The organism is Streptomyces sp. N35 (assembly GCF_016464295.1).
GTDB lineage: Bacteria > Actinomycetota > Actinomycetes > Streptomycetales > Streptomycetaceae > Streptomyces.
In genome coordinates this window covers 1-17909 of sequence record NZ_JAEIMH010000013.1, presented here as the reverse complement: position 1 = coordinate 17909, position 17909 = coordinate 1, and the positions used below count along the sequence as shown (strand labels likewise).

The following is a 17909-nucleotide window of genomic DNA, read 5'->3' as shown; positions in this document are numbered from 1 at the left end:
CGGGCCGTCCGAGAACTCATCGGCCGCTCGGGAGAATCTTTTCAGCTTGCCATCGGGGCCGCAGCGAGCAGCGCGATCGCGCAGGTCAGCGGCCCGAGGACGGTGAGCAGCGCCACGATCCTGAGCGCCACCGCGGTCCGGAGCAGCGACACGGGAGCGCCGAGCCGAAGCAGCGCCGCCGTCGTGTGCGCCCGGGCCTGCCGGGCCTCGACGGCCGCCGTCAGGAGCGCGAGCACCGTGCAGCCCGCCACCAGGGAGCCGCCCAGAGCGGTGAGCGGTCCGAAGGACGTCGCGGGGCCCCCGTACAGGGAAAGCGCCGCGATCAGGCCGGACACCACCGCGCACACCACGCCGAGCGGCCGCCCGATGCGCGCCGCCTCCTCCTGCAGCACCCGGCCCGCGAGCAGCCGCGCGGCACCCGGCCGCCAGGCCTGGAGCAGACGCCCGCTCAGATACGTCAGGCCGGGGCCCGCGAACGCGAGGCCAAGCGCCGTGACCGCCCAGCCGGCGAGCACACCGGCCGGCGTCGACACCAGGCGCCCGGGCAGCGGCAGTCCGCTGCTTTCGGCACCGGCCGCGTACAGCTCGACGGACAGGCCGACCGCCATCAGGGCCACGCCCCAGGGCAGTCCGTTCGGGGCGGGTGCGGGCGGTTCCGGGTGGGCGGGGTCGCGTTCGTCGCCGGGGCGCAGCCGGCGCGGGCGCAGCACGACGGCCGCCGCGACGGAGGCCGCGAGCGGCACGAGGGCGAGCAGGGTGAGGACCGCGGCGAGCGGCAACGACTGGCCCGCGCCCAGGAGTTCGGCCGCGTCGCCGTCCATCGGGAGGCCGGTGAGGTCTCCCCGCAGATGCAGGAAGAACAGCAGCGCGAGCATCGAGCCGAGCGTGCAGGACACCAGGGTGTTCACCGCCGCGAGGATCATCAGCCGGTTGGGGCCGAGGCCCACCGCGGACAGGCCCTGGTGCGGGCGGGTGCCGGGATCGGTGCGCGCGACGGCCACCGCGAGCTGCACCGTCGCGGCGAGCGGCGGCAGACACCACAGCAGGCGCAGCACCGAGGCGCGGCCCGCGTCGGGGTGGCCGAGGGCATAGCCCATCGTGCACAGGAGCAGAAAGCCCGTGCCGCCGGCGGCGGCCGCGACCGCGAGCCGACGGAGCAGGACGACAGGGTGGGCGCCGCGGGCTAGACGGAGAGCGAGCACGCCGTCCCTTCCGCGGAGGGGTCGGCCGGGGTCGCGACAGCGGCCGGGGCCGCGAGGAGGCCGGCCGAAGGCCCGGGCATCCGCAGTGAGTTGACCCTGCGCCCGTCGAGCAGCTGCACCGTACGGTCGGCGAGCGTGGCCACCTCGGCGTCGTGCGTGGCGAGCACCACCGTGATGCCGTGCGAGCGCGCCGCCGTCGTGAGCGTACGCAGGACCTGGGCGCGGTCGGCGCGGTGCAGCGGAGCGGTGGGCTCGTCGGCGAAGAGCACGGTCGGCTCGGTGACCAGGGCGCGGGCGATCGCCACGCGCTGCCGTTCGGCCTGGAGCAGGGCGTGCGGGCGCTTGCGTGCGCAGGCGCCGATGTCGAGGCGCTCCAGCCACTCCGAAGCGGCCTTGCGCGCGGGCCGGTTGGGCTCCTTGCGCAGCATCAGCGGCAGCGCGACGTTCTCCCACGCGGTCAGCTCGGGCACGAGCGCCGGCTCGGGGTCGATCCAGCCGAAGCGGTCGCGCCGCAGCCGCTCCCGTACGAGAGGGCCCATGGTGTGCACCGGCGTCGAGTTGAACCAGACCTCGCCCTGCTGCGGAACCAGCTGTCCTGACAGGCACTGGAGCAGGGTGGTCTTGCCGCAGCCGCGCGGACCGCCGACGGCGAGGATCTCGCCCTCGCGCACCTCCACGGAGACGCCGGTGAGGGCGGGTGAGCCGTTGTGCGAGACGTGCAGGGCGCGGGCCCAGAGCACGTTGTTGTCCGGCGGGGCCACCATGGCGTACACCTCGGTTCTGTCGTCTGCGGCCGGGGTGAAGGGCCGCGAAGTCCCGTACCCCATAAGGGCGAACGAGAGCTGCGGCCGATCGGTCACACGAACCGTAGGGACGAACCAGGACATAGCAGATAACGCGCGGCCCGGGCACCCCTGTTCTCACTCGAACGGGGCACCCGGGCCGAAGAGCGGGTCCTACAGCTTGGTCCACGCCTCCGTGAGCACCGTGCGCAGGATCTGCTCGATCTCGTCGAAGGTCGACTGGTCGGCGATCAGCGGCGGCGCGAGCTGGACGACCGGGTCGCCACGGTCGTCGGCGCGGCAGTAAAGACCGTTCTCGTACAGGGCCTTGGAGAGGAACCCGTACAGGACGCGCTCGGTCTCCTCCTCCGTGAAGGACTCCTTGGTGACCTTGTCCTTGACGAGCTCGATGCCGTAGAAGAACCCGTTGCCGCGGACGTCGCCGACGATCGGCAGGTCGTGCAGCTTCTCCAGGGTGGCCTTGAACGCGCCCTCGTTGTCGAGGACGTGCTGGTTCAGCTTCTCCTTCTCGAAGATGTCGAGATTGGCGAGGCCGACGGCCGCGGAGACCGGGTGGCCGCCGAAGGTGTAGCCGTGCAGGAAGGTGTTGTCGCCCTTGTAGAACGGCTCGGCGATCTTGTCCGAGATGATGCAGGCGCCGATCGGGGAGTAGCCCGAGGTCATGCCCTTGGCGCAGGTGATCATGTCCGGTACGTAGCCGAACTTGTCGCAGGCGAACATCGTGCCGAGCCGGCCGAAGGCGCAGATGACCTCGTCCGAGACCAGCAACACGTCGTACTGGTCGCAGATTTCGCGTACGCGCTGGAAGTAGCCGGGCGGCGGCGGGAAGCAGCCGCCGGCGTTCTGCACCGGCTCCAGGAAGACGGCCGCGACGGTCTCGGGGCCCTCGAAGAGGATCTCCTGCTCGATCTGGTCGGCGGCCCAGCGGCCGAAGGCCTCGGGGTCGTCGCCGTGGATCGGGGCGCGGTAGATATTCGTGTTCGGCACCTTGTGCGCGCCGGGGACCAGCGGCTCGAACGGGGCCTTCAGGGCCGGGAGTCCGGTGATCGACAGGGCGCCCTGCGGGGTGCCGTGGTAGGCGACCGCGCGCGAGATCACCTTGTACTTGGTGTGCTTGCCCTGCAGCTTGAAGTACTGCTTGGCGAGCTTCCAGGCAGTCTCGACCGCCTCACCGCCGCCCGTGGTGAAGAAGACCTTGTTGAGGTCGCCGGGGGCGTGGTGGGCAAGGCGCTCCGCCAGCTCGACGGCCTTGGGGTGGGCGTACGACCAGACCGGGAAGAAGGCGAGTTCCTGCGCCTGCTTGAACGCCGTCTCGGCCAGCTCCACGCGCCCGTGGCCCGCGTTGACCACGAACAGGCCCGCGAGCCCGTCGAGGTAGCGCTTGCCCTTGTCGTCGTAGATATAGGTGCCTTCGCCGCGCACGATGGTCGGCACGGGGGCGTTTTCGTACGACGACATCCTGGTGAAGTGCATCCACAGGTGGTCGTAGGCGGTCTTGGAGAGGTCCTTGGTGCCTTGGCCCATGGTTATCGGGATCCCCATTGGTAGGTCTGCTTCTTGAGCTTGAGGTAGACGAAGCTCTCGGTGGAGCGCACACCGGGAAGGGTGCGGATCCGCTTGCTGATGACTTCGAGGAGATGGTCGTCGTCCTCGCAGACGACTTCCGCGAGCAGGTCGAAGGACCCCGCGGTGAGCACCACGTACTCGACTTCGTCCATGGCCGTCAGTGCTTCGGCGACCGGGTCGAGGTCTCCCTCGACGTTGATGCCGAGCATCGCCTGCCGCCGGAAGCCCACGGTGAGCGGGTCGGTGACGGCGACGATCTGCATCACGCCTTGGTCGAGCAGTTTCTGCACCCGCTGCCGCACGGCTGCCTCGGACAGGCCCACGGCCTTGCCGATGGCGGCGTACGGCCGGCGTCCGTCCTCCTGGAGCTGCTCGATGATCGCCAGGGAGACGGCGTCGACGCCGTTCGGCGTCGGTGCCGATCTGTTTTCTGCGCTGCGACTGGCCACGGCCCCACTGTGCAGGACAGGTCGTCGGTATTGCAAGGGCCGAGCGATGAAATTCGTTGTCTGCGGGTGCCAATCGCGCGGATTCCGTAGTTGTGACCTAGCGGGTATGTCGAAAGCGTCGGTCATCGGACTAGGGTGGTGGTCTCACGTATTGGACAGGCAAGCGGTACCACCATGGGAGGCCCGGCAGTGAGCAGCGAACTGCGTCGTCTGCGGAACTACATCAACGGCGAATTCCGGGACGCGGCCGACGGCCGCACCACCGAGGTCGTGAATCCGGCCACGGGCGAGGCGTACGCGACGGCGCCGCTGTCGGGCCAGGCCGACGTCGACGCCGCGATGGAGGCGGCCGCGGCCGCGTTCCCCGCGTGGCGCGACCTCGTACCGGCCGAGCGCCAGAAGTACCTCCTCAAGATCGCCGACGCCTTCGAGGAGCGGGCCGAGGAACTGATCGCGGCCGAGGTCGAGAACACCGGAAAGCCGATCGGGCTCACCCGTGACGAAGAGATCCCGCCGATGGTGGACCAGATCCGCTTCTTCGCGGGCGCGGCCCGGATGCTCGAAGGCCGTGCGGCCGGCGAGTACATGGAGGGTCTGACCTCCATCGTGCGCCGTGAGCCGATCGGTGTCTGCGCGCAGGTCGCGCCGTGGAACTACCCGATGATGATGGCCGTGTGGAAGTTCGCCCCGGCGCTCGCCGCGGGCAACACCGTGGTCCTCAAGCCCTCGGACACCACGCCCGCGTCGACCGTCCTGATCGCCGAGATCATCGGCTCGATCGTGCCGAAGGGCGTCTTCAACGTCGTCACCGGCGACCGCGAGACCGGCCGTGCGATGGTCGAGCACCCGACCCCGGCGATGGCCTCCATCACCGGTTCCGTGCGCGCCGGCATGCAGGTGGCGGAGTCCGCGTCCAAGGACCTCAAGCGGGTCCACCTGGAACTCGGCGGCAAGGCGCCCGTCGTGGTCTTCGAGGACACCGACCTCGCCAAGGCAGTCGAGGACATCTCGGTCGCGGGCTTCTTCAACGCGGGCCAGGACTGCACCGCCGCGACCCGTGTGCTCGTGCACGAGTCCATCCACGACGAGTTCGTGCAGGCCCTCGCCAAGGCGGCGGCCGACACCAAGACCGGTATGCCGGACGACGAGGACGTGCTCTACGGTCCGCTGAACAATCCCAACCAGCTCGCGCAGGTCACCGGCTTCATCGACCGTCTCCCGGCGCACGCGCGGGTCGAGGCGGGCGGCCACCGGGTCGGCGAGAAGGGCTACTTCTACGCGCCGACCGTGGTCTCGGGCCTCAAGCAGGACGACGAGATCATCCAGAACGAGGTGTTCGGACCGGTCATCACCGTCCAGTCCTTCTCCTCCGAGGAGCAGGCCGTCGAGTACGCGAACGGCGTCGAGTTCGCCCTCGCCTCCTCGGTGTGGACCAAGGACCACGCGCGCGCGATGCGTATGTCCAAGGTCCTCGACTTCGGCTGCGTGTGGATCAACACCCACATCCCGCTGGTCGCCGAGATGCCGCACGGCGGCTTCAAGAAGTCCGGCTACGGCAAGGACCTTTCGGCGTACGGGTTCGACGACTACACCCGGATCAAGCACGTGATGACGTCGCTGGGCTGAAGCCCGGGCACTGACGTGAAGGGCGGTCCCGCCGGGTGCGGGGCCGCCCTTCGGCGTCAGGCACTCTCCTCGGTGCCGGGCCTTCCGTCGTCGTGCGGCTGCTCATGCAGCATGGGGCCCTTGTGCATGTCGTGCTTGCCCGGTCCGCCCGGCTTGCGCGGAGGTGCGGGCTCGTCCGGCAGGGGTGCGCCCGCCTTCTCCATGATCGGTGCGCAGGCCGCGTGCGCCTTCTTGTGCGCCTTCGAGTGCGGGTCGAACTGCTTTCCGGTGCCGTCCAGTTCGAGCCGTACGCCGCCGTCCTCGGCAGCCGAGACCGTGAACTCGGGGAAGTCCTTCACGCCGTTCTCGCGCATGCACTCCGAGAAGTCCGCGGCGCCCTGCTTCACCTTGTCGACGTCGCCGCTCTTGAGCACCATCACCATCTTGAAACCGGACCCGTGCTCCTCGTCCTTCGCGGGCGGGTTCGGGCGTTCGTATCCCGGCGGGGTGTCGGAGCCGTCGGACGCCATGGCCTGCACGGAGAAGACGGTGCCGAGCGCCAGCGCCGACAGCAGCGCGCCGGCCGCGACCAACCGCCGTGTCCTGGAGCGTGCCGGAACCTCGGGCGGATTCGGCGGGTGCTGCGGCATGGGCGGTGCGGGCGGCGTATCCATGGGGTCCTCCTGGAGGAGCGGGTGGGCTTCGGGTGGTGACGCACCCAGCAGACCCCGCGGCCGGTTACGGCACGGAAACAGTGCCAACGCCCCGGCGCTGACCAGCAGTTCCTTACGCGCTCCTCACTTACGCCCCCGTAACCGCCCCACCGCGACACTGCGGACATGCGCGTGCTGGTGGTCGACGACCATATGGAGCTGGCCGAGACGGTCGCCGGGGGACTGCGCCGCGAAGGCATCGCGGTCGACCTCGCCTTCGACGGGCTCACCGCCCTTGAGCGGGCCGAGGTCAACGGGTACGACGTGGTCGTCCTCGACCGTGACCTGCCCGCACTGCACGGCGACGAGGTGTGTGCCGCGCTGGTCCGGGGCGGCAGCCGGGCCCGCGTCCTGATGCTCACCGCGTCCGGGCGGATCGCCGACCGGGTGGAGGGGCTCGCGCTCGGGGCCGACGACTATCTGGCCAAGCCCTTCGCGTTCGCCGAACTCGTCGCCCGGATCCGCGCCTTGGCCCGCCGCGCCCAGCCCGCGCTCCCGCCGGTCCTCATCCGCGGCGAGCTGCGGCTCGATCCGGCCCGGCGCACCGCGAGCCGACAGGGCAGGGAACTGGCGCTCAGCCCCAAGGAGTTCGCCGTACTGGAGCTCTTGATGGGTGCGCAGGGAGCCGTCGTCTCCGCCGAGGAGCTCCTCGAACGGGCCTGGGACGAGGCGGCGGACCCGTTCAGCCAGACCGTGAAGGTCACGGTCAGCCGGCTGCGCCGCAAGCTCGGCGAACCGCAGGTGATCGAGACGGTCGAGCGGGCGGGGTACCGGCTGTGAGATCTGTACGGGGCGCGTTCCCGCGCACCATCCGCTGGCGGCTGACCCTGCTCTACAGCGGCCTGTTCATCGTCGCGGGCACGCTGCTGCTCGCCATCACGTATGTCCTGGTCTCGCAGGCCTCGGCCGCCGACGCGATGCACACCTCGGTCCAGATGCCGAAGATGCTCGAAGGTCTCCCGGCCGACGAGAAGGGGCTGCACAAGGTCGTCGAGAAAGAGGTGGCGGGCGCCCGCGACGACCAGCTCGACGATCTGCTCGTCCAGTCGGCCTTCGCCCTCGCCGTCATGGCCGCGGCGTCCCTGCTGCTCGGCTGGCTGGTGGCCGGACGGGTGCTCTCGCCCCTGCGCACCATGACCGCGGGCGCCCGCCGTATCTCCGCGGACAACCTGCACGAGCGGCTCGCGGTGCGCGGTCCGGACGACGAACTCAAGGCCCTCGCCGACACCTTCGACGATCTGCTCGCCCGCCTCGAGGACTCCTTCGCGGCCCAGCGCCAGTTCGTCGCCAACGCCTCGCACGAGCTGCGCACCCCGCTCACCCTGCAGCAGGCCGTCATCGACATCACGCTCTCGGACCCCGGCGCGGACCAGGAAACCCTGCGCGACGCGCTCGGCCGGGTCCGCTCGACCGGGCAGCAGCAGGAGCGCCTCATCGACGCCCTGCTCACCCTGGCGCGCAGCCAGCGCGGGCTGCAGCGTGAGGAGTACGTGGATCTGGCCCTGTTGACGCAGGGGCTGCTGCCCACGGGCGACGGCCTGCGGGTGGAGTCCCGGCTCGACGCGGCACCGGTCCTGGGCGACGCCCAGCTCCTGGAGCGCCTCGTCACCAACCTCCGGGACAACGCCGTACGCCATAACACTCCTGGTCCGGACGGCAGTTGGGTCAGCCTGAGCACCGGCCTGCGGGACGGCCGCCCCACCCTGCGGATCTCCAACAGCGGTCCGGTGATCCGGGCCGATCAGGTCGCCGGCCTGTTCCAGCCGTTCCGCCGCCTCGGTCCCGACGGGGTGCGCGGCACCGACAGCGGCCAGGGCCCCGGCCTGCCCATCGTCCCCGCGGTGCCCTCGGCACAGGGGGGAGAGGCCCCCGCGTGGCCGCGCGCCGATGGCGGTCTGGACGTCGAGGTGAACCTTCCCGCGGTCTCGTCATGAGGCCGCCGCTGGACAGGGTGTCGGGTAAGAAGCCCACCGCTCGACGCCCCGTCCATTGCCCGGGCTCACCGGCCGGGAGAAGCTGCGGGGGTGCGTACGAACCGAAGCGTCAGCCCGCTGTCCCGCCGTAACCTGCTGCGAGCCCTCGGCGGTGGCGGGGCCCTGGGGGCGCTGGCCGGATGCGGAGTGCAGGCCGCGTACATCGGCCCCGAGGACCGGGCCGCGTCCGACCGCTCGGCGCGCGAGAGGAGACTGACCTTCGCCAACTGGCCGCTGTACATCGACACCGATGACGAGGACGAGTCGCTCCGCCCGACGCTGGCGGCCTTCGAGGAGCGCACCGGGATCTCCGTGCGCTACACCGAGGAGATCAACGACAACGACGAGTTCTTCGGCAAGATCAGCCCGTCCCTGATCAACGGGCAGGAGACCGGCCGCGATCTGATCGTGATCAGCGACTGGATGTGCGCCCGTTTCGTACGGCTCGGCTGGGTCCAGGAGATGGACCGCTCGCGCCAGCCCAACGTCACCAAGTACCTCGACCCGCTGCTGCGCGACCCGCATTTCGACCGGGGCCGCAAGTCGACCGTTCCCTGGCAGTCGGGCATCACCGGCATCGCGTACAACCGCAAGGCCCTCGGCCGCGAGCTGCGCTCGGTCTCCGACCTGTGGGCGGACGACCTGAAGGGCAAGGTCACTCTTCTGTCCGGCCTGGACGAGGCGTTCGCGCTGCTCATGCAGGGCGAAGGCGTGGACATCACGCGCTGGAGGGCCGACGACTTCCACAACGTCTGCGACCGCGTCGAGAAGCTCGTCGACTCGCGCCACATCCGGCGCTTCACCGGCAACGACTACCTCAAGGACCTGGAGAGCGGCGACGTCCTCGCCTGCCAGGCCTACTCGGGCGATGTGATCCAGCTCCAGGCGGACAAGCCGGAGATCGAGTTCCTCATCCCCGAGGAGGGCGCCGAACTCTGGTCGGAATCCCTGATGATCCCCAACCTGGCCCGGCACAAGGCCAACGCGGAACTCCTCGTCGACCACTACTACGACCCGGAGGTCGCGGCCGAACTCGCCGCGTGGGTCAACTACGTCTGCCCGGTCCCGGCGGCCCGCGACGTCCTCGCGAACTCCAAGGACGAAGAGACGGCGGCCCTCGCCGAGGACCCGCTCATCTTCCCCGACGACGCGATGCGTTCCCGCCTTGCGATCGCCCGTGACATCACGCCCGAGGAGCGGCCGGAGCTGGCGAAGAGGTGGAACGGGATCGTGGGGCTCTGAGGACGGAGTCCTCAGGGGCGTCGGGGGACGGACCCCTGAGGGTCGGCGAGGGGCGGACTCCTCAGTGGGCGGCGAGCAGTTTCACGCCGACCACGGCGAGGCCGAGAGCGGCGTTCAGGCCGGCGATGACCAGGCCGCCGAGCAGTCCCGCGCCGATGCGCCGTGCGCCCGCGAACCCCCACGCCGCGAGGGTCGCGAGCTCACTGCCCACCGAGATCCACAGCGCCGTGGTCACGCCCATCAGTCCCACCGCGGACAGTCCGGTCATCAGGAGCGGGCCGACGGCGGTGGTGAGGAGCGGGCTGCTGGTGAACAACATGTGCCGGATCTCGGCGAGTTCGGGGAGCCTGCCGTGGGCCACCGGGAGGGACTGCAGATCCGCGATCAGCGTGGCCAGCCACAGGCTCACGGCGGTGACGCCGACGGACGCCACCACCGCCCAGTGCGTGGCATGGCCGCCCTGTGCGAGGGCGACCAGTACGGCGAGCAGGGAAATCGAAGCGTAGATACGTTCCTTGAGCCGTTCACGCAGCGCATCGGCATGCTCATACGTCTCCGCTCGCGGTGTGCTGCCTTCGGCCATGGGCGCACCCTAAGCGCGGGCGTCGCGCCCGGTGCGGTTCGACAGGCTCGCCCTTTTACAACTGAGTCCACCCGCGGGCCGAGAAGTCGGGACCCCATTTTTGAACGTGTTCAACGAGGGCGTACGCTCCTGCCATGAGCGAGCGAGCCGCCCTCCTGAAGGGCATCCGTGCGTGGCTGGTCTTCTTCGTCGTGTGTCTGGTGCTGAGCGGGGCCACGGCCTTCCCGCTGGTGCATGAACTGCGCTGGGCCGAGGACCTGTTGAGGTGGCTGTCCGTCGGCGACCACCTGCCCGCCCTCATGGAGTGGACAGAGCGGGTCAGGCAGGGCCTGGACACGGCCGACGCGGACTACCCCTTCCTGCTCTACGGCACCGACTGGCTGGCCTTCGCCCACCTCGTCATCGCCGTGGCGTTCTACGGGCCGTACCGCGATCCCGTGCGCAACATCTGGGTGATCGAGTTCGGGATGATCGCCTGCGCCGGGATCATTCCGCTGGCGCTGATCTGCGGGCCGATCCGGGGGATTCCCTTCTGGTGGTCGGTGATCGATATGGCCTTCGGGGTGTTCGGGGTGATTCCGTTGTACGTGGTGTGGCGGCGGATCAAGCGGCTCGAGACGCTGACCGGGGCCTACCGCCCCGCGGCGGCTGTGGCGGGCTGAGCGAGAGGAGCGGGGCGTGGTCCAGACGGTTGCTGTCCGGCTCGACGAGCCGCCCGAGCCGGTGGCGATCGGGGTCGGAGTGCACGGTACGGACGGGCAGGTGGACGATTTCCTGCTGCCCGATCTGTGGCAGTTCCATCTCTACGACTACACCGCCGACTTGACCGTGGGCGGCACCGGGCACGTCCTGCGCCCCGGCTCCGTCAGCCTCGTGCCGCCCGGCACGCCGGTCCGCTACCGCTACCGCGGCCGCTCCGAACACCTCTACGTCCATCTGCGTCTCGGCGCGGGCGGTGACCCGCGGGACGTGCTGGCCGTGCAGCATGCGGGCGCCCAGGCCGCCGTGCTCGACGGGCAGGTGCGGCAGGCGCTGGCCGGGTGGCCGCAGACGCGGGGTGGGGCGGTGGCCGAGGGGTGGGCCGCGCTGTGGCGGGTGGCCGGGCTCGCCCCGCCGCAGGGCCGCGGGGCCCGGGTCCCGCATCCCGCGGTGGCCGCCGCGGTGGCGCTGATCGAGCAGCGGCTCGCGCAGCCGCTGGCCGTGTCCGAGATCGCGAAGGAGGCCGGCGTCTCCCACAACCATCTGACTCGCCTGTTCCGTACGGCCACCGGGCAGACGGTGGTCGCCTATGTCCGGGCCCGGCGGATGGAGCGGGCCCGGCATCTGCTGCGGGCCAGCACCCTGTCCATCCCCGCGATCGCCGCCACGGTCGGCATCCCGGACCTCCAGGCGTTCAACAAGGCCTGCCGCCGCGAGCTCGGGGCTTCGCCGCGGACCATCAGGGGCGCGTAGCGCGAGGGTGAGAATCGACCACCGGATGGTGAACGCGACCCACCCACTCCCCGTACGACCGCTCCTAGCGTGTGGGTCATGACGGAAACCGAGGTGACGAAGAAACCGCGCGGGACACTGCTCGGTTCGGTGCAGATGGCGCGGTTCGTGGCGCGCGGGTCGCTGCGGCTCGACGCGGTGGTACCGGAGGAGATGAACGCCGAGGCGCTGCGTGTGCTCGCGCGGGGCATGGCGCCCGTGCCGTACGGAACGCCGGTCTCCCAGGCGTACGCACCAGGGTCGTTCGCTCGGCGGCTGCTCGGACTGCCGCAGGTCGCAGGGGCGTTGCACAGCCTGGTGGGCGGGGAGCCGGTCATCGACCACCACGCCGTGCACATCCGCGAGGCGCACGGAGGCGAGGCCCAGCCGCTGCACGCGGACGCCGTCATCGACGTGCGGCCGGACGCCTTCGACGTCCAGCTCATGTACTACCCGCAGGAAGTGACCCTGGAGATGGGCGGCACCCTCAGCGTGCCGGGCAGCCATCTGCGGCGGACCAACGAGACCGACACCGGCCGCTATCAGAACCTGCGCGGCCAGGACCGCCTCGTCTGCCCGGCGGGCACGGTGGTGTTCCTGCACCACGGGCTGTGGCACGGGGGCCGGCGCAACGACAGCGACACCGTCCGCTACATGTTCAAGATCCGCTTCGCTCCCCGGGTACGGCAGCGGCTCCTGTGGGACACCGCGGACCTGCACGACCCGCAGGTGCGGACCGAACTCGACGCCCACTTCCCCTGGTACGAGCAGGCGGCGGGCCGCCTGGAGCGGTACAACCGGGTGCTGCTGTGGCGCGAGTTGACCGGGGACGCCGCCTTCGACCTCGTCGACCCTTGGGTCACGCGTGTGACCAACCGGCCCGCTGCGGGGAGGCCTGCTGCGGAGAACCCGGCCGCTGCCCCGGCCCCGGCCCCCGCCCCCGCCCGCTCCGAGGAGGACGCCGCATGACCCTCGATACGACGCCCCCCGTTCCCGTGCTGCGGCAGCGGGTGCTGGTCCTCTACCTCTCCAACTCGGCCCTCGACTCCCCGGTCGTGGGCTGGTCACGGTACGACGGGACCGGCCGCACCTCCCCGACCACGGGCGACAGCGACGAACCGCCGTACGAAACGGGGGTGGCGGCGCTCCTCGACGGCTGGCGCCTGATCCAGGCCGCCCAGCTGATCCCGCCGTATCCGGGCGGTGAATACGATGTCTCGTTCCTGAAGCACGAGTTCGTGTTCGAGCAGCTGGCCGACATGAGCGCGGCCGGGAACGGCTCCGTCACCGGTTGAACGCCGGGAAGGCGAAGCGCATCGCCAGGGGGCCGCCGTCCTGGTGGGCGTCGGTGGCGTTGACCGAGTAGACGACCGTGCGGGAGAGGTCCGGGGTCGCGGCGATGACCGTGTGGAAGCCAGGGCGCGCGCCGGTCTTGCCCCAGACCACCTTGCCGTTGATCTTGTACCGCTCCAGCCCGGCCGCCATGGTCGCCGGTTCGCCCGTCTCGATGTCGTTCACCGTCGGCCGCGTGAACATCTCCGTCAGCTGCGGCTCCGGCACGACCCGGCCGCGGAACAGGGCCACCATGAACCGCTCCAGGTCCCTGGCCGAGGAGATCATGTCGCCGGCGGCGAAGCGGTCGGTGACGTTCCACTCGGTGACGTCGACGAGTTCGCCGTTCAGCTCCTGGTATCCGCGGTGGTGCGGGCCGCGGATCCTGGGGTCGGAGCCCGGGAAGTACGAGTCGCGCATGCCGAGCGGGCGGAAGATCCGCTGGGCCGCCTGCTGGGCGAACGTGTCGCCGGTGACCTTCTCGATGATCAGGCCGAGCACCGTGTAGTGGATGTTGGAGTACCGCTGGTACGCACCCGGCTTGTGCAGCGGGCCCGCCGCCACGGAAGCCGCGACGACCTCCTGGGGCGTCAGCGTCTCGAAGCGGTTCGCGTACAGCTCCTCGTCCGTCTCGCCGAGGGCGGCGCCCGGCTTCAGACCGCTGGTGTAGTTGAGCAACTGCCGTACGGTGATGGGCTCGAAGGTGTCCGCGGGCAGCAGGCCCGGCAGGTATTCCTGCACCGTGCCGTCCAGGTCGAGGCTGCCGTCGGCGACCAGCCGCAGGGTCAGCGCCGCGGTCACGATCTTCGTGGTCGAGCCGGCGCGGAAGCGGACGTTGTCTCTGGCCGGTGCGCCGGTCTTCAGATTGCTCACGCCCGCGACGCCGTGCCAGGTGCCGTTGCCGCCGACCCGTATCAGCGCCGCCGTGGCCTGCTGGTCGGGCAGGCCCCGCAGCGCGGTCTCCAGCGCCTCGACATCCGGACCGCTGGACTGCGTGGCGGTGGGGGTGGCGGCGGCGGTGTCGGCCGCGGGCCGGCCGTCGGCGAAGGCCGGAGAGGCGAGGGCGCCACCGGCGGCGAGGCCGAGGACGAGGGCGGCGGCGACGGTCGTACGCAGGGAAGCACGCATGCTGGTAGCTCCAAGAGGCCGTTGGCGCACCCGAGTCGGTGCACCACTTGGTGACGGCTCTCATCCTGCTGATCATGCGACCGCGGCGGATCATCGCTGCGGAGGGTGCGGTCCCTGGGGGGACCCTGAGGTGGGAGGTGGCGGGCGTACCGGAGTTCTCAGGGGTGAGCCCTAGGGGTGCGCGGCACGTTCCGCCCAGTACTCGGTGGTGGGCAGTTCGATCCACTCGTCGGAGTCCTCCGCCCGGTACTCCATCCGTCCGAGCGGGGGGTCCGGAAGCATCGAGAACTCCACATGCATCGGCGGATACGGCACGCCGGTCCGGTTCTCGACCGTGAAGCGGAGCTCGCCCCAGGCGCCGGACTTCATACGGAACGGCTTCGACGGCGTCACGCTCAGCGTCGGCTCGATCCGCTCGATGGCCTTGCCGTCGAAGGCGAGCGTGGTTGCCGCCGAGGGAGTCTCTCCGGCCGGCCTCAGTGCCGCCGCCACCCCGAAGTGTGAGTCGTTGCTGCCGCTCCTGCGGCTCTGCATCCGAAACCGGAGCTGTACGTCTGCCCCCTTGGGCAGCGAAAAGTCGGCTGAGGCAGGAGGGTTCCCGGGCATTGCCTCCCACCGTCCGGAGCGGAACTGTTCGAACTCCACTGCCGAGGTGCCCTCGTGCCTGGCCCCGTAGGCCTGGCCTATTGCGCTGTCTTCGAAGTCGAGCCGGACTCGCCGTTCCGCCTCCGCGTTGCTGACCTCGACCTGGAATTCGATCCAGCCGGCTCCTGGTGTGATGGACGCCGGCGCGGTCACCTCGACGCTCTGCCCGGTCCGGTACTCGAGCGCGATGGTCGAATCCCCCGCCTGCCCGGCACCGGACTTCGCGGCCAGCGTGGCGCCGATGCCCAGGGCACGGACATCTTCCGGCGGTTCGTTCAGGGTGATACGGAAGTCGTAGGCCCTGGTCTCGCCCGGCGCGAACGTGATCGGGATCTTGGAGCTCCTCGCGCGGTCGGACTCGCCCGGGTCCTCGAGGTGCACCGGCAGAGACTCCCAGTCGGAACCCTTCCCGACGCGGAACTCCACCTTCGCGGTATCAGGAGTGACGCCGTACACGAAGGAGAGGAAGAGCTCTGCCGCACCGTCCTCCGGGCAGTCGCTCCCACGCATCGTCAGCTGGAACCGGCCCGTTCGGCCGGTCCAGCCGAGATGGCCGTCTCCGGTGAGCTCCGGCTGGTCGGCGCAGCCGGGTGACTTCGACACGGGTTTCGACACGGTGGGGCCGGGCTGCGCTTCCGGTGCGGAGCCGCAAGCGGCGAGCAACGCCAGTCCGGTCAGGACGAGCAGGCAGAACAGTCGATGGCCGATTCCCCGTCCCCGCATGGGGAGAGCCTCTCTCAACCACCCGCCCCTGCACCAGAGTTCGGCGGATCAGGGGGCGAGCCACCGCTCCGTGTAGGTGTCGATCTCCGTGGCGATGCGGTGCTTGCCCTCCGGGTCGAGGAACGAGGCCTCCACCGCGTTCTTGGCCAGCTCCGCGATGCCCCGTTCGTCGAGGCCGAGCAGCCGGGCCGCCACCGCGTACTCGGAGTTGAGGTCCGTGCCGAACATCGGCGGGTCGTCGGAGTTGATGGTGACCAGCACGCCCGCCTCGGCCATCTCCTTGATGGGGTGCTCGTCGAGCGTGGTCACCGCACGCGTGGCGATGTTGGACGTCGGGCAGACCTCGAGCGGGATGCGGTGCTCGGCCAGGTGCTTGAGGAGGTCCTGGTCCTGGGTGGAGCTGGTGCCGTGGCCGATGCGTTCGGCGCCGAGCTCGTTGAGGGCGTCCCAGATGGTGCCCGGGCCCGTGGTCTCGCCCGCGTGCGGGACCGAGTGCAGACCGGCGGCGAGCGCACGGTCGAAGTACGGCTTGAACTGCGGGCGCGGTACGCCGATTTCGGGACCCCCGAGACCGAACGAGACCAGGCCCTCGGGGCGCAGCGCATCGTCCGTCGCGAGGCGGGCGGTCACTTCGGCGGACTCCAGACCGGCCTCGCCCGGGATGTCGAAGCACCAGCGCAGGATCGTGCCGAACTCGGACTCTGCCGCCTTGCGCGCGTCCTCGATCGCCTCCATGAAGGCGCGCTCGTCGATGCCCCGGCGTACCGAGCTGTACGGGGTGACCGTGAGCTCCGCGTAGCGGATGTTCTGGCGGGCCATGTCACGGGCCACCTCGAAGGTGAGCAGCCGTACGTCCTCGGGGGTGCGCACCAGGTCCACGACGGCGAGGTAGACCTCGATGAAGTGGGCGAAGTCCGTGAACGTGAAGAAGTCCGCGAGTGCCTCGGGGTCGGTGGGCACCTTCGAGTCCGGGTGGCGGGCGGCAAGGTCCGCGACGATGCGGGGCGAGGCCGAGCCGACATGGTGCACATGCAGTTCGGCCTTGGGCAGCCCGGCGATGAAGGGGGTCAGATCCGTCACGGTCACGGCGTCCTCCGGATGCGGTGCGATGCGATGGGGTTGCGGTGTTGTGGCGACGCGGTCCGCAGGGTTCTGGGGAATTCTCGTCGGGATCATCGTAGGTGTGGGCGTACGGGCAAGGTCCGTGCACCCGGAATCGGGCGGGCGGAAACCGCCAGGAGTGGGCGCCGTAGCATGGCGTGACGTGCGGATGTGAAGGGAACGGCGATGTCCGAGCAAGCAGACCAGACGCCCGGCGAGCGGGAGCGGCAGGACCCGTGGGCGCCCCCTGCGGAGCGGACGGTTCCGGACACGGGTGACTCCGACTCCGACTCCGGTGCCAGGCAGCCGGAGCCGGGGGCTCGGACGCTGTCGGGGTCCGAGGTGGAGACGTCCTCCGAGGCGGAGACCGTCGGTGTCTCCGGCAGTGGAGCGGAGGCTGCCGCGGCCGCCGGGGCTGTCGCCTCCACCGCCCCCGAGACCGAGACCATCGGCGCCACCCCGCCCGGCCCGCAGGACGGCGGGACGCTCCTGGACGCGAGCGCCGAACTCCCCGCCCCGGCGCGCCCCGAGGTCTCCCTGAGCAAGCCCGCGCCCCACACCGCACCGCCCGCCGCTCACACCGAGCCGCCTGCTCCGCACACCGCACCGCCCGCATCGGCCGCTCCCCGGGACGCCCTCCCCGAGCGCGACATCTGGGCACCCCCGGCCGAGGACGGCCCGGGCAGCACGACCCCGTACGGCCTCGACCGCCCGGCGGCCGGTCCGGGCGTGCCCGGACCCGGCGCACCTCAGGCCCCGGCCTACGGCGCCCCCGCCAACCCCTGGCAGAACCCGGGCGGACCGACCCCCGGCTCCCCGTACACAGCGGGCGGCCCGGAAGGCGCCGTCCCGCCCCCGCCCATCGGGCCCGAGGGCCCCGGCCCGGGCTACGGCTACCCCGGTTACGGACCCCAGCAGGGCGCGCCGTACTACGGGCCGGGCCCCTATGGAGGCCAACCCGGCTACGGCTGGCCCCATATGCCGCTGCCCGCGAGTAATGGCATGGGCACCGCGTCCCTGGTACTCGGGATCATCGCCACCGTCCTCTTCTGTCTGTGGCCCGTCGCGATCATCGTCGGCATCCTCGCGATCATCTTCGGCGCGATCGGCCGCGGAAAGGCCCGCAAGGGCGAGGCGAACAACGGCGGTCAGGCGCTGGCCGGGCTCATCTGCGGCTGCGTGGGTACGGCGGTCGCGGTGCTCTTCCTGATCATCTTCGTCGTCAACAACAACGACCCGTACGACGACGACCCGTACGACTTCGGCTCCCGCATTCACGCCGAGGAGTTCCTCGCGGAGAGGGTGCTGTAGCCGTGCCGGCTGAGCTGCTCCGCCGCTCCGCGGCGGTGGGGTGTTCCGGGGGCTGACGCCCCC

The 17909-nt window shown here is 70.7% G+C and carries 18 protein-coding genes; 9 read left to right on the top strand and 9 right to left on the bottom strand.

What is annotated here, in order from left to right; all coding sequences use genetic code 11:
- Positions 1–41 precede the first annotated feature (41 nt).
- The 4 genes from JAO81_RS09940 to JAO81_RS09925 all read right to left on the bottom strand — a co-directional run bounded on the left by JAO81_RS09940 (position 42) and on the right by JAO81_RS09925 (position 4020).
- Positions 42–1202, bottom strand: coding sequence for a hypothetical protein (locus tag JAO81_RS09940; RefSeq protein WP_199547427.1), 1161 nt, complete (start codon positions 1200–1202; stop codon positions 42–44).
- Positions 1184–1966 carry an ABC transporter ATP-binding protein gene (locus JAO81_RS09935; protein ID WP_199547426.1) on the bottom strand — a complete coding sequence of 261 codons (783 nt, stop codon included), beginning with the start codon at positions 1964–1966 and terminating at the stop codon, positions 1184–1186. The genes JAO81_RS09940 and JAO81_RS09935 overlap by 19 nt, the downstream gene beginning before the upstream one ends.
- A gap of 192 nt (positions 1967–2158) precedes the next feature.
- Positions 2159–3529, bottom strand: a complete 1371-nt coding sequence (locus tag JAO81_RS09930; protein ID WP_374194280.1) for an aspartate aminotransferase family protein — start codon at positions 3527–3529, stop codon at positions 2159–2161.
- Between the two features lie 2 nt (positions 3530–3531).
- Positions 3532–4020 (bottom strand): Lrp/AsnC family transcriptional regulator, encoded by a 489-nt coding sequence (locus JAO81_RS09925; protein ID WP_199547424.1) that lies wholly within the window; start codon positions 4018–4020, stop codon positions 3532–3534.
- Between the two features lie 189 nt (positions 4021–4209).
- Here JAO81_RS09925 and JAO81_RS09920 point away from each other — a divergent pair, with 189 nt between their 5' ends.
- On the top strand, positions 4210–5646 hold the full coding sequence (locus JAO81_RS09920) for a gamma-aminobutyraldehyde dehydrogenase (protein WP_199547423.1): 1437 nt from the start codon (positions 4210–4212) through the stop codon (positions 5644–5646).
- 56 nt (positions 5647–5702) lie between these two features.
- Here JAO81_RS09920 and JAO81_RS09915 read toward each other — a convergent pair whose 3' ends face one another.
- Positions 5703–6299 (bottom strand): hypothetical protein, encoded by a 597-nt coding sequence (locus JAO81_RS09915; RefSeq protein ID WP_199547422.1) that lies wholly within the window; start codon positions 6297–6299, stop codon positions 5703–5705.
- A gap of 165 nt (positions 6300–6464) precedes the next feature.
- Here JAO81_RS09915 and JAO81_RS09910 point away from each other — a divergent pair, with 165 nt between their 5' ends.
- The 3 genes from JAO81_RS09910 (at position 6465) to JAO81_RS09900 (ending at position 9553) form a co-directional block, all read left to right on the top strand.
- Positions 6465–7118: a response regulator transcription factor gene (locus JAO81_RS09910; RefSeq protein WP_199547421.1), complete on the top strand. Its 654-nt coding sequence runs from the start codon at positions 6465–6467 to the stop codon at positions 7116–7118.
- On the top strand, positions 7115–8272 hold the full coding sequence (locus tag JAO81_RS09905) for a histidine kinase dimerization/phospho-acceptor domain-containing protein (RefSeq protein ID WP_199547420.1): 1158 nt from the start codon (positions 7115–7117) through the stop codon (positions 8270–8272). Before JAO81_RS09910 ends, JAO81_RS09905 begins: the two co-directional genes overlap by 4 nt.
- A gap of 90 nt (positions 8273–8362) precedes the next feature.
- The gene (locus JAO81_RS09900) at positions 8363–9553 is read left to right on the top strand and encodes a spermidine/putrescine ABC transporter substrate-binding protein (protein ID WP_307813264.1); all 1191 of its coding nucleotides are present in this window, start codon (positions 8363–8365) and stop codon (positions 9551–9553) included.
- Between the two features lie 61 nt (positions 9554–9614).
- Here JAO81_RS09900 and JAO81_RS09895 read toward each other — a convergent pair whose 3' ends face one another.
- Positions 9615–10136, bottom strand: a complete 522-nt coding sequence (locus JAO81_RS09895; RefSeq protein ID WP_199547419.1) for a hypothetical protein — start codon at positions 10134–10136, stop codon at positions 9615–9617.
- A gap of 134 nt (positions 10137–10270) precedes the next feature.
- On the opposite strand from JAO81_RS09895, the gene JAO81_RS09890 reads away from it, so the two are divergent.
- From JAO81_RS09890 to JAO81_RS09875, 4 genes are all read left to right on the top strand, one after another.
- The gene (locus JAO81_RS09890) at positions 10271–10798 is read left to right on the top strand and encodes a hypothetical protein (protein ID WP_199547418.1); all 528 of its coding nucleotides are present in this window, start codon (positions 10271–10273) and stop codon (positions 10796–10798) included.
- Between the two features lie 16 nt (positions 10799–10814).
- A complete protein-coding gene (locus JAO81_RS09885) occupies positions 10815–11588 on the top strand; it encodes a helix-turn-helix transcriptional regulator (protein WP_199547417.1) in 774 nt (257 codons plus the stop codon).
- Positions 11589–11666: 78 nt separating this feature from the next.
- Positions 11667–12575, top strand: coding sequence for a phytanoyl-CoA dioxygenase family protein (locus JAO81_RS09880; protein ID WP_233415141.1), 909 nt, complete (start codon positions 11667–11669; stop codon positions 12573–12575).
- Positions 12572–12901, top strand: coding sequence for a hypothetical protein (locus JAO81_RS09875; protein ID WP_199547416.1), 330 nt, complete (start codon positions 12572–12574; stop codon positions 12899–12901). Before JAO81_RS09880 ends, JAO81_RS09875 begins: the two co-directional genes overlap by 4 nt.
- Here the strand turns inward: JAO81_RS09875 and JAO81_RS09870 are convergent.
- The 3 genes from JAO81_RS09870 to JAO81_RS09860 form a co-directional block, all read right to left on the bottom strand.
- The gene (locus JAO81_RS09870) at positions 12891–14066 is read right to left on the bottom strand and encodes a serine hydrolase (RefSeq protein ID WP_199547415.1); all 1176 of its coding nucleotides are present in this window, start codon (positions 14064–14066) and stop codon (positions 12891–12893) included. The two genes, JAO81_RS09875 and JAO81_RS09870, sit on opposite strands and share 11 nt — an antisense overlap.
- A gap of 171 nt (positions 14067–14237) precedes the next feature.
- A complete protein-coding gene (locus JAO81_RS09865) occupies positions 14238–15434 on the bottom strand; it encodes a hypothetical protein (protein WP_199547414.1) in 1197 nt (398 codons plus the stop codon).
- Positions 15435–15482: 48 nt separating this feature from the next.
- Complete coding sequence (locus JAO81_RS09860; protein ID WP_307813261.1) at positions 15483–16514, bottom strand: adenosine deaminase; 1032 nt, start codon at positions 16512–16514, stop codon at positions 15483–15485.
- 207 nt (positions 16515–16721) lie between these two features.
- On the opposite strand from JAO81_RS09860, the gene JAO81_RS09855 reads away from it, so the two are divergent.
- Positions 16722–17846, top strand: a complete 1125-nt coding sequence (locus tag JAO81_RS09855) for a DUF4190 domain-containing protein (RefSeq protein ID WP_199547412.1) — start codon at positions 16722–16724, stop codon at positions 17844–17846.
- The last annotated feature ends 63 nt before the right edge of the window (positions 17847–17909 follow it).